Origin of the sequence: Paraburkholderia sp. MM6662-R1, from assembly GCF_050436245.1 — a bacterium.
GTDB lineage: Bacteria > Pseudomonadota > Gammaproteobacteria > Burkholderiales > Burkholderiaceae > Paraburkholderia > Paraburkholderia tuberum.
The window spans coordinates 844,989-860,599 of record NZ_JBNDLV010000003.1 but is presented as its reverse complement, the minus strand read 5'-3'; the positions used below and the strand labels follow the sequence as shown (position 1 = coordinate 860,599).

Sequence of the window (15,611 nt, the reverse complement as noted above, 5' to 3'; positions counted from 1 at the left end):
CGGAGAAACGCGGATTAATGAAAGGAAGTTAAGACGCATCTTACCGGTGTTCACCCTAATGTAATTCGACGACTGCCCTCTCGGTGATGACGCGGGTAAATTTCCCAAATGCACATTGATGGGAGAACGCGATGGGAGTGGCGATTGTAGGCTGGGCGCACTTGCCGTTTGGCCGATTCGACGGCGCAAGCCTTGAGGATCTGATCGTGCGGGCCGGCCGCGAAGCCGTGAAGGATGCGGGCCTGCAAGGCGAAGAAATCGACGGCACGTGGCTGGGCAATTTGAATGGCGGTCTTGTCCCGGACATCTTCGCTTCGTCACTGACGCTCAATTGCAGCGATGGGCTGCGATGGAAGCCGGCGGTGCGTGTTGAGAACGCCTGCGCGTCGGGCGCCGCCGCAATTTACTCGGCATGCGATACGATTGAGGCGGGCCGTGCGCGTACCGCGCTGGTAATCGGCGCCGAAAAGATGACCGATGTATCCGGCGAAGATGTTACGCGCATTCTTGGTAACTGCGCATACTCGGGCGAGGCGGGAAATCCGCCCGGGGGCTTCCCGGGAATCTTCGCCTCAATCGCGCAGGACTATTTCGCGGAGTACGGAGACCATTCGTCGGCGCTCGCGCGTATAGCCGCAAAAAATCACGCGAACGGCGTCGACAATCCGTGGGCGCATATGCGGCGAGACCTCGGCTTTGAGTTCTGCAATACCGTATCTGAAAAAAATCCGATGATTGCGCCACCGCTGCGCAAGACCGACTGCTCGCTAATCTCCGATGGCGCTGCTGCATTGGTGCTTGCCTCGAGCGATGCGGCCGCAGATTTTCCTCGTGCGGTCTCAATCCGTTCCCGTGTGCAGGTCAACGATTATCTGCCGCTGGGGCGCCGCCATGCTGCGTCGTTTGAAGGTCCGAAGCGTGCCTGGCGCGGCGCACTCGAGCAGGCCGGTTGCGTGATTGACGACCTGTCGTTCGCCGAGGTTCACGATTGCTTCACGATCGCTGAGTTGCTCAGCTACGAAGCGATGGGCCTGGCCGCTGCTGGCCAGGGCCATCGTCTTATCGAAGAAGGGGTCGTTGCCCGTGGAGGGCGACTTCCGGTCAACGCTTCTGGCGGGCTCAAAGCGAAAGGCCACCCGATCGGCGCCACGGGCGTGTCCATGCACGTGATTGCTGCGATGCAATTGACCAATACAGCAGGCGCAATGCAGGTTCCCGATGCCTCACTCGCCGGCGTCTTCAACATGGGAGGCTCCGCGGTGGCGAGCTATGTCAGCATTCTGGAGCGCAGCAGATGAACATCGCCCGGTGGCTGCAGCGCACGGCAGCGATCTTTCCCAAGCGGCTCGCGGTTCTGCACGGCGACGAACCCTGGCTCGAATACGGGCAACTTGCGACACGCGTGGCGGCGCTAGCGGGTTTCCTGAACGAGCAATGCGGCGTACAGCCCGGTGCCCGGGTTGCCATCTACTCCGCCAATCGTCCCGAATATCTGGAGGTGCTTCAGGCCATCTATTGGGCAGGTGCCGTTTCCGTGCCTGCTAACTGCAAGCTGCATCCCAGAGAGTTGGAGTACATCCTGGATGACGCCGGGGCCGACGTGCTGTTCGTTTCGAGCGAGTTGCTGTCGACATTGAGCGACCTGCAATGCGGTAAGCGGCGCTGCGTCGTGTTCGGCTCGGACGAATACCTGCATGCGGTCGAATATGCACCGACCGACCTGCATCACCGTCAGCCCGACGATCTCGCGTCGTTGTTCTACACATCCGGAACAACTGGGCGACCGAAAGGCGTCATGCAAACTCACCGGAACCTGATGGCGATGACCGCGTGCTATTGCATTGACGTGGACGATGTCAGCCCCGAAGACGCGATGGTCTACGCAGCGCCGATGTCCCACGGGGCCGGACTTTACCACTATGCGTACATCTTGCGCGGCGCGCGTCACGTGGTGCCGCGGTCGGGTGGATTCGAGCCCGAGGAGCTTGCTGCTCTGGCTGCGCGTGTCGGACCTCTCGCTATGTTCGCCGCACCGACGATGGTCAAACGGCTTGTCGATCACTTCCGCGCGGTCGATGCCGATCCCGCCGGCTTCAAGACGATCATCTATGGCGGCGGACCGATGTACGTGAATGACCTACAGCAGGCTTTGGAAGTGTTGGGTCCGCGCCTCGTGCAAATCTATGGGCAGGGCGAAAGCCCCATGACAATTACTGCACTCGGACGTCACCATCTCTCAGATCGGAAGCATGCTCATTGGTTGGCCCGTGCCGCTTCGGTGGGTGTCGCACAGTCGCTCGTCGAAGTCGACGTCGTGGCGCGAGATGGAAGCTCCGCCCCGAAAGGAGAAACAGGCGAGGTCGTTGTGCGCGGCGCCGCCGTCATGTCCGGCTACTGGAACAATGCGTCCGCTACGCGCGACGCGATCCGCAACGGCTGGCTCTACACGGGCGATACCGGCAGTCTCGACGAGGACGGGTTTCTCACGCTGAAGGACCGATCGAAGGACCTGATCATTTCCGGTGGTTCCAACATCTATCCGCGAGAGGTGGAGGAAACGTTGCTGGCTCATCCGTCGGTGTCGGAAGTGTCGGTAGTGGGCCAGCGAGACGACGAATGGGGTGAGGTGCCCGTGGCTTTCGTGGTGCTTCACGCGGGCCGTCAAACGACCCGCGACGAACTGGACGCCTGGTGTGTGCAGCACATTGCACGCTTCAAGCGCCCGAAACACTACTGGTTCGCCAATGAGTTGCCAAAAAACAGTTACGGCAAGGTATTGAAAACGGAGTTGCGCGGCCGCCTCGGCCAGTAGTCGCTGCGCAAGCTTCTGAAGATGAGGAGAACAATCTTGAAACAAGTCAATGTACCGGTACTGATCGTCGGTGGCGGCGGTTGCGGGCTGAGCACATCTATTTTTTTGGCCAACCTTGGCGTTGAATCGCTGTTGATCGAGAGGCACCCGCAGCAGTCGCCGATGCCGAAGGCGCGGTACCTGAATCAGCGCACGATGGAGGTGTTTCGTCAATACGGCCTTGCCGACGCAATCTACGCGCGCTCATTGCCGATCGAATACGTCAGCAAGATGCGCTGGTGCACGAGTCTGGGCGGCGATCGCCCTTGGGACCGCAAGACGCTTTACGAACTCGAAGCCTGGGGCGGCGGTTCCCTGGGGTTTACGTATCAGAAAGATAGTCCATGCCAGAGCACCGTTTATCCGCAAGTGCGCCTTGAGCCGCTGCTCAAGGCGCATTCGGAGCAGAGGGGTGGTGCGCAGATGCGCTTCGGTCACGAGTTGCTGTCGATCGAGCAAAGCGAGACCGAGGTCATCGCGACCGTGCGTGACCGTATCGCTGACGAAACCTATCAGGTTCGCGCTCAATACGTCGTCGCTGCCGACGGTGGTAAAACGGTCGGTCCGTGCGTCGGTGCGCGTCTTGAAGGTACGCCCGAACTGCTGGAGATGGTAACCGTCTATTTCGCGGCAGATCTGTCGGCTTATATCGACGACGACAACGTCAGCACGTTCTGGTTTGCGAATCCCGAAGGCGACACTAAAGCATGGGGTAGCGGCGTGCTGGGTAAGTTGGGCCCGACGCGGTTCGACCGTCACTCGGAAGAATGGATGTTCCATTTCAGTTTCAAGCCCGGCAGCGGCGAAAATTACGAGGCGGCTACGCTCGTGCCTCGCATCCGCGCATTGTTGAAGATTCCTGATCTCGACGTTAGCGTGCTCAGCGTCGGCAAGTGGATCGTGCAGGGTGTGCTGGCTGATCGCTATCGGTTTGGCCGCGTCTTTCTGGCAGGCGATGCCGCACATAGACATACGCCCACGACGGGGCTTGGCCTGAACTCCGCCGTGCACGACGCACAGAATCTGGCATGGAAACTGGCTGCCGTGATTCGGGGCCGGGCCGGAGCCGGGTTGCTTGATAGCTATGAGAGCGAACGTCGCCCGGTCGCCGAGCGCAACGTCCACTGGGCACTGTTCACGTTCGGAAATTATCAGGTGACGAATGCAGCCATCGGAATCGTGCCGGGCGATCCGCAGGGCAGCGAGGCAAACTTCAAGGCCTTGCTCGCCGAGGGCGACGACGCAGAGGCACGACGTGCCCGATTCAACGAACTGATGAAGGTGCACCGGACAGAATATCAGGCGCATGACCTCGAAATCGGCATCCGGTACGACAGGGGTGCGCTCGTCAGCGACAACACGTCGCCTCCGGCCCGCGACCCGCTGGGCCAACGCTTCGTTCCGACCACGCGCCCCGGCCATCGCATCGCGCACGCGTGGCTCGCGCGCGGTTCGCAGAGAATTTCCAGCCTTGATCTCGCACGGGCTGATCGCTTTGTGCTTATTACCGGCCGGCCGGACGTCTGGGAAACGGCGGCAAAGGAGACCACTGACAGGCTTGGTATGCCCGTCGAGGTGATAGTCATCGCCGACGACGCACAGGTAAGCGATCCTTCGGGCGAATGGCGCAACGTACGCGAAATCGAGGATGACGGCGCAGTCCTGCTGCGCCCGGATCAGCACGTCGCGTGGCGCTGTACAACTGCTCCAGTAGGTGTCGATCTCGCGCAGTGCCTGACGGACGTGCTGGCACAAGTCATCGATCGCGCCCCCGTGCTGGTCTAACTACGACAGATAGGAATCGATATGCAAACTTCCACACTAGAATCGCGCCGCTCGGCCTCCGAGCTGGGACTGCGGCCGAATATGCTCAATCACTATGCACGCGTCACGCATGACGTAGGGGCCACTGCCGACTTTTACGGCCGCATCCTCGGAATGGAACTCGCGAGCACGATCATGGATGATCACGTGCCGTCCACGGGTGATGCCTTTCCCTATTTCCATATCTTCTTCCGGATGGCGGACGGGTCAACGATGGCGTTCTTCGAATGCACCGATTTGCCTTTGCCCTCGTCTCCGTCGCATCCCGCCTACGATGTCTTCGACCACATCGCGCTTGAGGTGAGCGATACGGCCGAGCTCATGCGCTGGAAGGAATGGTTGGTCAGCGAGGGCGTAGATGTACTTGGCCCTGTCGATCACAAAGGCATTATTCAGAGCATCTATTTCCGGGACCCGAACGGATATCGGCTTGAGTTGACGACGCCGATCGATCCTGCATGGAACCAGCACACTACCCAGGCGCAGGAAGATCTTGATCATTGGCTCGCCGCGAAAGCAGCGGCGCAAGCCGAAGGTCGGGACGTCTCCGCCGCCATGATTGAGTTGATCGGACAGATCAAGCGCAAGCGCTACGAGACCTCTGCGGAAGGAAATAATTAAACATGACCCGTTCCAATCACACCCATGACGCTTCACGGAAGAGCTGGGTCCGCTCAGCCAATGACGGCGCGACGGATTTTCCGGTTCAGAACCTTCCCCACGGCGTATTCCGGCGGGCTTCGGGAAATGAAAATTTCCGCGGCGGCATCGCGATCGGCGATCAGATCCTCGATGTAGGCGCTGTTCTGGCAAGGAATCTTTTTCCGGCAGAAGCGCGTGAGGCAGCGCACTCGGCTGCACGTGCGCCGCTCAACGATTACATGGCGCTACCGTCCGACAAGCGAAGCGCTGTGCGCTCGGCTGTGTCGTTCCTGCTATCTGAGGACTGTCCTCAGCGGAAGGAGGTTTCCGAATGCCTCGTTCCGCAGGCGGACGCTGAATACGCTCTTCCGGCGCGCATCGAGAACTTTTCCGACTTTTACTCATCGCTCAGCCATGCAACAAACGTCGGCCGTCTGTTCCGGCCCGACAATCCGATCTTGCCAAACTATCGCTGGCTGCCGGTAGGCTATCACGGCCGTACGTCTTCGATTCGTGTGTCGGGACAGGATTTCCGCCGGCCAATCGGTCAACTGAAGGACCCGAGCAGCGCCGAGCCGGAGTTTGCGCCCAGCCGGCGACTTGATTACGAAGCCGAGCTCGGTGTACTCATCGGACAAGGAAACGAACTCGGCACGGCCATTGACATCCAGAATGCTGACGCGCATGTATTCGGCGTTTGCCTGTTGAACGACTGGTCCGCGCGCGACATTCAGTCATGGGAATACCAGCCGCTGGGGCCGTTCCTTGCGAAAAGCTTTTTCACGAGCCTGTCGCCATGGATCGTGACGCTCGAGGCGCTCGAGCCGTACCGCACCGGCTTCTCTCGTCCTGAAGGTGATCCGGCGCCAATGCCGCACCTTTGGAGCTCCGAGCTGGCGACACGCGGTTCGATTGATATTCGGGTCGAGACCCTGTTGCAGTCAGCGCAGATGCGAACCAGCGGCGCACCTCCGGCGAGTTTGTCCGTCTCGCGTTATCCGGACGCTTATTGGGCAATGTCACAACTGATTGCACATCAGACATCGAACGGGACGAATCTTTGCCCAGGCGACCTGCTCGGCAGCGGGACTCTCTCAGGCCCCGATCCGGCTTCGCGCGCCTGTCTTCTTGAACTCACGGAAGGCGGCAAGCATCCGTTCACGTTGCCGAGTGGAGAAACCCGCACGTTCCTGGAGGACGGCGACACAGTCATCATGCGCGGATGGTGCGAACGAGACGGGTATCGTCGCATCGGGTTCGGAGAGTGCCGCGCGACGGTGCTTCCCGCGCGCCGGCCGTGACGGGTGACGTGATGATGTAAGGAGCGGCTGTGGCCTTGGCCCGCAGCTGGTAGGAAAACATGAACCGCATTGTCCGTAAGAGATAAGCGGCTACCCAGGAATCACCCGGATCGGTAAAGGACAAGGCAACCCAGTGACATGCCCAAAGGGTTTGGTCCAAAGCCGGTCCACCATCGTCCGGATGGAGGAGACACAATGAAATCCGATCAAACCGCCGCGAGCCTCGCGGCAGGCACAGCATTGCCTGAACATTCCGCAGGAAAGCGCTCGGGCGCGAGCCTTTACCAGATTGTGGTTGCTGCATCGCTTGGATCGTGCTTCGAGGCGTACGATTTGTTCCTCGTCGGCACAATGGCTGCCGTGATTGCCAAGCAGTTTTTTTCCGGTGTCAATCCCGCGCTGTCGCTGATCTTTACGTTGCTCGGATTTGCGGCAGGCTTTCTCGTCAGGCCGCTTGGCGCGATGGTCTTCGGCAGCATAGGCGACCGGCTCGGTCGAAAACAGGTTTTCGTCGTGACGGTCGCGCTGATGGGACTGGCGACCGTGCTAATCGGTCTGCTGCCGACATATGCAACCGTCGGCGTTCTCGCCCCCATTATGTTCGTCGGGCTGCGGCTTGTTCAGGGGTTTGCGTTGGGCGGCGAAAATGGAGGGGCGATGGTCTATGTCGCGGAACACGTTCCGGCAAACCGGCGCGCCTTCTATACGTCGTGGCTCCAGATTGCACCGATCGCCGGTCTGATTCTCTCTCAGCTGGTCGTGCAGGGCACGCGTTCTACATTCGGCGGGGCGGCTTTTCTTGAATGGGCCTGGCGTGTGCCGTTCGTGCTATCGCTGGTTTTGCTGGCGTTGTCGTTGTGGATGCGTACCCGCATGGGCGAATCACCTGAATTCGAACGCCTGCGCAACGAACACCAGGTCTCGCGCGCGCCGCTCAGGGAAGCGTTCACCGGTCGTCGCAACATCGTCGCAATGATCTGTTCGCTGTTCGCTCTTGGACCCGGCGCGGCGGTGACTTTTTACAGCGCATTTTTCTACACGCCATTTTTCCTGACCGAGGTGTTGCGCGTTGAGCCCGCAACGGCCAATCTGCTTTCAATGTTTTCGCTCGTCATGGCGGTTCCGATCTTTCTCGCTTTCGGCGTGCTGTCCGACAAGATCGAGCGTAAGACAGTAATCTGCGCAGGGTTCATTCTGGTTGTCCTTTGTTATCCGGCGATCTACCGCGGCCTGACGCATTTTGCCAATCCGGCGCTGGAACGCGCCATTGAGACGGCGCCCGTCGTGGTCGTGGCCGATCCGCACGAATGCTCGACGCAATTCAATGCACTCGGAACGTCGAAGTTCCATACGTCCTGCGATCTCGCAAAGAGTGCGCTTGTCCGCGCCGGCATCAGCTACACGAATGAGACAGCGAGCGCGGGTGCCGGTGCAATCATCAGGGTGGGCGATAAGGTCGTCGCTTCTTACGACGGCAGCGGGACGGACGCCCCAGTCAAGGCTAAAGCTTTCGCCGCCTCGCTGCGCGGTGCGCTGGACTCCGCCGGATACCCGCAGAAGGCCCCGCCGCACGGTGTGAACCGGCCAATGGTCTTCCTGCTGCTGGTCGCCCTTGCCACTTTTGCAGCCATGACCTACGCACCTTTAGCAGCGGCCATGACTGAACTGTTTCCAGCCAGGATTCGCTTCACCCGCGCTTTCCGTGAGCTACCACATCGGCTTCGGCTGGACTGGAGGATTTCTTCCTGCAGCGGCTTTCGCGATCGTCGCGGCGAACGGGAACATGTATGCAGGATTGGCCTATCCCAGGGTGGCCGCCCTGATCGGCGCAATCCTTGTCGTGGCGTTCATGCTGGCGACACGCACGGGAAGACTGAAGCACGAGACGTGACACGAGGGGTTGGCGTGGCGGGCGGGCGCCGGGTCGGCGTTGCATGGCGTGGACTTGGCGGCGCGGTTACGCAAGGTTGTAATCTGGAGACATTGACAGTGCATAGTACCTATCAGTACGAGAAATTCGAATTTGTGCGCCCGCCTGAGCTCAATGGCGTTCCCCATGGGCGCTACCCGGTGGTCGTGGTCGGCGCCGGCCCGGTTGGTCTCACTACCGCTATTGACCTGGCCGCCCAGGGGACGCCGGTGCTTCTCCTGGACAACGACGATACTGTTTCACTCGGCTCACGCGGGGTGGCGTACGCCAAACGCACGCTCGAGATCTTCGACCGACTCGGCTGCAGTGGGCCGATGATGCAAAAGGGCGTGTCCTGGAACGTCGGCCGTACATTCTTTGACGAGACGGAAGTTTTTAACTTCAATCTCAGCCCGGAGCCCGACCATCATCGGCCCGGCATGATTAACCTTCAGCAGTACTACCTCGAAGAGTTTCTGCTTCGACGCGCTCGCGAGTTACCGAATCTCGAGATCCGTTTCAAGAACGAGGTCATCGGCGTTATGCCGCAGGGTCATGAGGTGACGCTTCAGGTCAGGACCCCTGCGGGTGACTACACCTTGGATACGGAGTGGCTCGTCGCTGCGGACGGCGCGCGCAGCCCGATCCGCACCCTTCTTGGGTTGGACATCGACGGGAAAATCTTCAAGGATCGGTTCCTGATTGCCGATGTGGTCATGAACGCCGACTACCCCACGGAGCGGTGGTTCTGGTTCAATCCGCCGTTTCACCGTAATCAGTCGGCGCTCGTACACCGTCAGGCCGACAACGTCTGGCGGATCGACTTCCAGCTTGGCTGGCAGGCCGACCCCGAAGAGGAAAAGAAGCCAGAGAATGTGATCCCGCGCATCAAAGCGATGCTGGGCGACGACCGCGAGTTCGAGCTCGAATGGGTGAGCATCTACACGTTCCAGTGCCGGCGCATGGGCAGCTTCAACCATGGTCGCGTGCTTTTTGTCGGCGATTCCGCGCATCAGGTTTCTCCTTTTGGCGGGCGGGGTGCCAATTCGGGCATACAGGACGCCGACAACCTGGTATGGAAGCTCAGGCTCGTTATGGAAGGCAAGGCGCCGTCGGCGCTGCTCGACACCTACACGGAAGAGCGCGGGCTGGCTGCTGACGACAACATCAGGAACTCGACGCGCTCGACGGATTTCATTACCCCGAAAAGCAACATCAGCAAAACGTTCCGTGATGCTCTACTGGGGCTGGCCGGGGAGCAGCCTTTTGCACGGGCGCTGGTGGACTCTGGCCGTCTCTCGGTGCCCACCATCCTGATCGACTCGAGTCTTAACACGCCGGATGCGTCGACGTTCGCCGGCAACATGGTGCCGGGGGCGCCGATGGCCGATGCGCCGGTGACCGGTGGCGGTCAATCATGGCTGCTCGGTGCCTTCGGTGACCGCTTCGCGCTACTCCTTTTCACGAAGGACGCATCAGCGCTCGATGCGGCGACTGTTCAGGCGCTCGCCGAACTTTCGGACGCGCCGATTCCGGTCGAGGCAGTTGTGGTGGCGGAAGGTGGCAGCGCCCCTGGCGGCATTCCCACGCTCATCGACGTCAAGGGGCGCGTCCGCGAGCGATACGATCTCGCTCCCGGGAGCGTCTATCTTGTGCGGCCCGACCAGCATGTCGCGGCACGCTGGCGCGAGCTTGACCCGATGAAGGTACGGAGTGCGATTGCCCGCGCGACGTGCAACGATTGAAGGACTCAGAATGGCACTGACTACACAGCCCAATTTTGCTGAACCCGGCAAACGCTATTTCTATTCGTTCGTTCCGGGCGACGATTTTTACGAGGCGCTCATCGATGCTCATCGTGACCTCACCGATGAGCAGAGTTCAACGCTCAACGCGCGGCTGATCCTGCTGCTGGCCAACCACATCGGTGATTTATCGGTGCTGCGCGAGGCGCTTGGTATCGCGAGGGGAAAAGTGGAGACCACCGGCAACCTCGGACCTTCCGCGGAGCGTTGATCCATGAGCGGATCCAATGATTTGATGCAGGCTGAATGGCGTCTGACGGATTTTGTGCATGGGTTTGATGCCTCGCATGCACCGGAAGAGGCACTCGCAGTCGTGCGCAACATGCTTTTGACGACCCTGGGCACGGCGATCGCGGGTGCCTCCGAGGACGGTTGCGCAGCGATTTTGGACTTCGTCAGGGAACGTGACAGATCAGGCGGTGCCACAGTGTTCATTCATGGCGATTCCGTATCAGCCAGCGGTGCCGCGTTGGTAAACGGCGTCATGTGTCGGGCATTGGACTTTTGCGATGCGATGGCGCCCGGGTTGCATATCGGTTCCTCGCTCATTCCCGCGGCACTGGCCGCGGTGGAGCTCGCCGGCGGTTGCTCGGGCCGGGACTTCCTATCCGCGCTGCTCATCGGGGCGGAGATTGCCTCCCGGATGAATCTGGCAGAGGCGGATTACGATGGCGCCGATCCGACGGGCGTGGCCGGGGTCTTCGGCGCGACCGCAGCGGTGGCGAGGATACTCGGCCTGGACCGTCAGCAAACCCTGCACTCACTGGCCTTGGCGTTCAACCGGGCAGCGGGCAGCTTCCAGAGCAATATCGACGGCTCACTCGCGGTGCGACTGATTCAGGGGTGGGTGGCCGAGACCGGGGTCACGTGCGCGCAGCTCGCGCAACGCGGTATCACCGGACCGGGCCGCTTCCTGTCGGGTGTCTACGGATATGCGCACCAATTTGCCCGAGGGCTTCGCAAGGCCGACGAGTTTGTCGAGGGACTCGGAGAACAGTGGCAGGTAATGAGCACCGTATTCAAAAAATACCCCAGTTGCGGCCTGACGCAGGGGGTGACCGAGCTGGCGCTGCGCGCACGCAAGGAACTCGATATCGGACCGGGTAACGTCGGTCGCATTGAGGTCAGACTGCCGCCGTATGCGTTCCGCCTTGTTGGCCATGATTTCGTAATAGGCGAGAACCCTCGCGTGAACGCGCAGTTCAGTGCGAAATACTGCGTCGCTAATGCGTTGGTTCGGGGCGCATCGCGACTCGAGCACTTCGTCGAGTCGAGCATCCGCGATCCCGAGGTACTTGCATTCACCGGTCGGGTCGACGTGATTTCCGATGAGACCATGCAGGCGCTTCACCATACGGCAGTCGAGCTTCACGTCGAAGCGGCCGACGGCCGTCGGCTGAAGCTGGCGCTCGATATTGCTCCGGGTTTTCCAGGCAACGCTCTGCCCGAGCAAGCCCATCTGGCGCGTTTCACGGACTGTCTGCAGTATGCGGCTAAACCGGTCTCAGGTCAGCAGGCTGACCAGCTTGTGCAGATCGTGAACACTATCCAGGAGCAGGACGACGCGCACGCCATCCTGTCTCATATGCAGGTGGAGCGCGGCGGCGCATGACCTCGGGGTCCGCGCTAGCACAAAACAGCTGTTTCCCATCTTAGATATCCGTTACAGAACACGGAGAGTTGGCATGGCAAAGGCATTCGCATCCCAAGGGGACCTGGAAGTCAAAGAAATTACATGGACGCAACTGTCGGAGAACGCTTATGCGTACACCGCCGAGGGCGATCCGAATTCGGGCGTGATCATCGGTGATGATGGTGTATTGATCATCGACACAACCGGTACGCCCGCAATGGCACAGCAACTGATCGCAAAAATCCGGTCGGTGACGGACAAGCCGATCAAGTATGTGGTGCTGTCGCACTATCACGCCGTGCGCGTCCTGGGCGCGTCGGCCTACTTTAAGGAAGGGGCCCAGGAGATCATCGCCAGCCGCGGTACCTATGAGCTGATCGTAGAGCGCGGCGAAGCGGACATGAAGTCGGAGATCGAACGCTTCCCGAGGTTGTTCGCAGATGTGGAGACGGTGCCTGGGCTGACCTGGCCAACGCTTGTTTTCGAAAAGGAAATCACGCTTTTTCTCGGCAAGCTTGAAGTCAAGATCGCACATCCCGGCGCGGGCCATACCAAGGGCGACACGGTGGTCTGGCTGCCGTCGCAGAAGGTGCTGTTCTCCGGTGATCTGGTCGAATACGGGGTGGCCTGCTACTGCGGTGACGCTCAGTTGGCCGAGTGGCCGGCGACGCTCGAAGCGCTGCGTGCTCTCGGTGCGGAAAAGCTCGTGCCGGGCCGTGGACCGGCACTGGTGACACGCGAAGATATCGAGCAAGGGCTCAACTATACGAAGGACTTCGTGACCACTCTGCGTCAGAGTGGTCGTGATGCGGTCGCGCAGAAGCTCGATCTGAAGGGTGCAATGGCGCACACGCGCAAGGTCATGGACCCGAAGTTCGGGCATGTTTTCATCTACGAGCACTGCCTGCCCTTCGACGTGTCGCGAGCCTACGACGAGGCCAGCGGTATCAGCCATCCACGTATCTGGACGGCTGAACGAGACAGGGAAATGTGGGATCAGCTTCAGGGCTAAGAGCGGACATGAAGCTCTATAGCTACTTCCGGAGTTCGGCGTCCTATCGCGTGCGGATTGCGCTGAACCTCAAGGGGATCCCGTACAAGTACCTGCCGGTGCATCTGGTGCGCAACGGCGGTGAACAGCTCGCGCCGGCATATAGGGAAATCAACCCCGACCAGCTGGTGCCTACGCTGCTTGACGATGCGGGAGCGCCGATTCCGCAGTCGCTCGCGATCATCGAATACCTCGAGGAAACTCATCCTACGCCACCGCTGCTGCCGCGCGAACCGGCTAACCGAGCGTATGTGCGGTCGTTGGCGCTGCAGATTGCGTCGGAGATTCATCCGCTGAACAACCTGCGTGTACTCAAGTATCTGACCGAGAGCCTTGGTCTGAACGAGGAAACCAAGAGCACGTGGTACCGCCACTGGGTGGAGGTGGGCTTCAGTTCCCTTGAGGCACGGCTCGCCAGTGATGCGCGTACGGGTACTTTCTGCCATGGCGATGCCCCGACGTTGGCCGACCTGTGCCTCGTGCCCCAGGTGTTCAATGCGCAGCGTTTCTCGATCGATGTGAATCGCTATCCGACGCTCGCCCGAATCAATGCGAACGCGTTGCAACTTGAAGCGTTTGCCCAGGCGGCGCCGGATCGCCAGCCCGATGCGGCGTGAAATCGAGATTGGCGGACTAGAGGGAATGGCACTTACTTAAGCCCGTGGAGCGTGCCCATATTTTTGGACGCGCTCACGTGCGATGTGACGAGGCTCTTTCAGCCATGGGTAGGACTTCGGTCTTCGTTTGCGCATTCGTGGTTCGATGCGACCGGGGCGACTCCCAACGCAAGACTGCGTGATCAGGTTGAACAGGAGACTCTGGTTGTGAGTTGCCGTCAGACCTCTGGCCAGCCATTCAGTCCATAACTGCACCGTGTGTTTGAAACTCAGTGTTCTCGGGTCAGTGGCATGGTGACTGGCGGCCTGAGCCATCAGCAGCCGAATCACGTTGTAGGCCAGCAGATGGACCCAGATCTCCTTTTCGTTCATGTGGGCAGTCTGGCAATGCAGCACATCCATGCCCATCGTCGTCTTGATGTTACGTAGATCCAGTTCCACGTTCCAGCGCCTGGCGTACAACTGCGAGAGGTCCTGTTTGCTGGTCTTGCGTGCATCAAGCATCGTGGTGACCAGCACCCGGTGATGCAGCCTGGACTCGCGCACCATCAGTTCATCGGGGAAGGCCTGGTACTGCTCATGCGTCATCCAGTCGGGACGCTGCCGGGGTTTGGGCCACGTCACAATGTGATCGCGCGTGCCCAGGGACCGGCCTCGCCGAAAGTCGGTGCGGCGTGCCCCATGCTGTTCCATCACGACGTCCACCCCGGCGGCGATCATTGAGGCCATCAGAAAGTAGTGGCAGTACAAGGCATCGGCGACGATCACGTCACCTTTGCGAAACGTGCCTTGCAGCATGCGAAACGCCGTCAGCTCCCCGCTGCCTTTGCCCGCGTAAGTTCCGACCGCCGACTCCAGTACTGCGCCGCTTGCCAGACAGATCACCGCAACCAGATAGGCCAATGGAAAGCCCACTCCTTCGGCCTGAGCACTGGACTGCGGGAAACGGGCCTGGTTCGACGGCGTATCGGGCATCGAGTTCCCGGTGCCGTCAACCAGCTTGACCGGGCGCCCGCGCCACTTCCAGGCAGGCTCGGCCTGCTCATGCAGTTGGCGCCCCGTCTCGCGCGCCAACTCCCGCACCATCGTCAGCGGCAGTCTCTGGCGAGCGCGGCAGTAGCCTCCCGTACGCACACTCATGGGCCGCAGCCCGTCGGCAGCTCGCTGCGCCGCCCACCCGTTGACTGCCTTCTGACAGGAGGCGTCCTCTTCCAGCGCCTGGCGCATGAACATCGACAGTGTCACCGTCGGCGGATACAGCCGTTCCCGATGTTCTGGCAAATACGCTTCCGTTATGCCCAACAGCCCCGGGCTCGTCAATATGTTGAAGTAGTCTACCGCCTGGGCCCTGCACGCCCGGCTTTGAACCCTGCTTCGTGTTTGCCTGTGATGACTTCGTGCATTACGATCCATGGGGGCTGATCTTTGGAATGAGACGGTGTTTGCCTGGTAACAACCATCGTATCAATCCCTGGATCAGCCCCCTCCCTTTCTCTTCAAGCACTTACCCGCGTCTTCTCCTCCATGTAGGCTTAAGTAAGTGCCATTCGGACTAGAGGTGCACTTTCAGCGAAGCTGAGCTGTCGCTGACCGGCCAGCATCGTGGGGCGGCTAACCGTCTGGGATTTCCCGTCCAGTTCTGCTGTATGCGCTATCCGGGCATCACCCTGACCGCTGGTGTCGAGCCTCCACTCGCGCTGCTGCAGTACGTTGCCGGGGAGCTCGACATTGATCCTGCGCTCTGGAAGGAATACGCGCGGCGCGACCAGACGCGCCGCGAACACCTCCTCGAACTGCAGGCGGCGCTGAACCTGCGCCCACTTATGGGGACACGGTTGACACTTTTGTGTAATCGAACGCCGGATTCCTCCATGCCCTCGAACGTAAAAGACACCATGAGCCTTAGAGATATGAGTTCGTTTATCTGGCCGCCGCACAGGCGTTGCCCTTCAGCGAGTTATGCCAGCGCTTTAACATC

General features: G+C 60.4%; 11 protein-coding genes and 2 pseudogenes. 12 read left to right on the top strand and 1 reads right to left on the bottom strand.

The annotated features are described in order from the left end of the window. Positions 1-131: 131 nt before the first annotated feature. The 11 genes and pseudogenes from OKW39_RS26770 to maiA all read left to right on the top strand — a co-directional run bounded on the left by OKW39_RS26770 (position 132) and on the right by maiA (position 13,633). On the top strand, positions 132-1,298 hold the full coding sequence (locus OKW39_RS26770) for an acetyl-CoA acetyltransferase (RefSeq protein ID WP_429561744.1): 1,167 nt from the start codon (positions 132-134) through the stop codon (positions 1,296-1,298). Further along, complete coding sequence (locus OKW39_RS26765; RefSeq protein ID WP_429561745.1) at positions 1,295-2,812, top strand: AMP-binding protein; 1,518 nt, start codon at positions 1,295-1,297, stop codon at positions 2,810-2,812. The genes OKW39_RS26770 and OKW39_RS26765 overlap by 4 nt, the downstream gene beginning before the upstream one ends. Before the next feature lie 36 nt (positions 2,813-2,848). Continuing rightward, positions 2,849-4,636 (top strand): FAD-dependent monooxygenase, encoded by a 1,788-nt coding sequence (locus OKW39_RS26760; RefSeq protein WP_429561746.1) that lies wholly within the window; start codon positions 2,849-2,851, stop codon positions 4,634-4,636. Positions 4,637-4,657: 21 nt separating this feature from the next. Beyond that, positions 4,658-5,296: a VOC family protein gene (locus tag OKW39_RS26755; RefSeq protein WP_429561747.1), complete on the top strand. Its 639-nt coding sequence runs from the start codon at positions 4,658-4,660 to the stop codon at positions 5,294-5,296. Positions 5,297-5,298: 2 nt separating this feature from the next. After that, positions 5,299-6,618, top strand: coding sequence for a fumarylacetoacetase (gene fahA, locus OKW39_RS26750; RefSeq protein ID WP_429561748.1), 1,320 nt, complete (start codon positions 5,299-5,301; stop codon positions 6,616-6,618). A gap of 195 nt (positions 6,619-6,813) precedes the next feature. Then, a pseudogene (locus tag OKW39_RS26745) lies at positions 6,814-8,509 on the top strand (MFS transporter). A gap of 98 nt (positions 8,510-8,607) precedes the next feature. Further along, positions 8,608-10,272, top strand: coding sequence for an FAD-dependent oxidoreductase (locus OKW39_RS26740; protein ID WP_429561750.1), 1,665 nt, complete (start codon positions 8,608-8,610; stop codon positions 10,270-10,272). 10 nt (positions 10,273-10,282) lie between these two features. Continuing rightward, positions 10,283-10,543 carry a DUF2783 domain-containing protein gene (locus tag OKW39_RS26735; protein WP_429359531.1) on the top strand — a complete coding sequence of 87 codons (261 nt, stop codon included), beginning with the start codon at positions 10,283-10,285 and terminating at the stop codon, positions 10,541-10,543. Between the two features lie 3 nt (positions 10,544-10,546). Then, positions 10,547-11,944: an MmgE/PrpD family protein gene (locus OKW39_RS26730; protein ID WP_429359533.1), complete on the top strand. Its 1,398-nt coding sequence runs from the start codon at positions 10,547-10,549 to the stop codon at positions 11,942-11,944. A 73-nt stretch (positions 11,945-12,017) separates the two neighbouring features. Beyond that, positions 12,018-12,977 (top strand): MBL fold metallo-hydrolase, encoded by a 960-nt coding sequence (locus OKW39_RS26725; protein ID WP_429561751.1) that lies wholly within the window; start codon positions 12,018-12,020, stop codon positions 12,975-12,977. An 8-nt stretch (positions 12,978-12,985) separates the two neighbouring features. Further along, complete coding sequence (gene maiA, locus OKW39_RS26720) at positions 12,986-13,633, top strand: maleylacetoacetate isomerase (RefSeq protein WP_429359537.1); 648 nt, start codon at positions 12,986-12,988, stop codon at positions 13,631-13,633. Positions 13,634-13,669: 36 nt separating this feature from the next. Here the strand turns inward: maiA and OKW39_RS26715 are convergent, their stop codons facing one another. Continuing rightward, positions 13,670-15,046 (bottom strand): IS4 family transposase, encoded by a 1,377-nt coding sequence (locus OKW39_RS26715; RefSeq protein ID WP_429564043.1) that lies wholly within the window; start codon positions 15,044-15,046, stop codon positions 13,670-13,672. Positions 15,047-15,207: 161 nt separating this feature from the next. Between OKW39_RS26715 and OKW39_RS26710 the strand changes: the two are divergent. After that, positions 15,208-15,453, top strand: a pseudogene (locus OKW39_RS26710) (DUF4158 domain-containing protein); the annotation flags it as partial. Positions 15,454-15,611: the final 158 nt, after the last annotated feature.